This is a genomic window from Salinimicrobium oceani (assembly GCF_012037645.1).
Map to the genome: position 1 here is coordinate 1 of NZ_JAAVJR010001149.1, position 353 is coordinate 353.

Annotated in this window: 1 protein-coding gene; it reads right to left on the reverse strand. The window is 42.5% G+C overall.

From position 1 onward, the window contains the following. Positions 1-353: alpha/beta fold hydrolase (locus HC175_RS21215; RefSeq protein WP_168139934.1), on the reverse strand; the 353-nt coding region annotated here is incomplete at both ends.

Here is a 353-nt window from a genome sequence, read left to right on the forward strand (position 1 = left end):
CTGCCACTTTTGATACTTTTAAGGTGTCCAGTAAGTTTTTGGTATTGGCAGCCAATTGTTGAAAACTGTACTGGAAATATTCAGGTTTGTAAGACTTTCCGAAGCCAATTTGGTCTGGCACAATCACCCGATAACCCTCCCGGGAGAGGACCTCAATAGTAGTTTCCCAATAGGCTCCGTTGAAGTTCTTTCCGTGAAGCAGCAATACATTCTTATTGTTGTAATTCTCCGGCTGAATGTCCATATAAGCGAATTCCAGCTCCTGATTTTGATTACTTACCACAAGCTTATTTACTTCATAGGGATATTCGTAGTTCTCCAGCTGAAGCCCCAGGGATTTCAGGTTTTCCTCC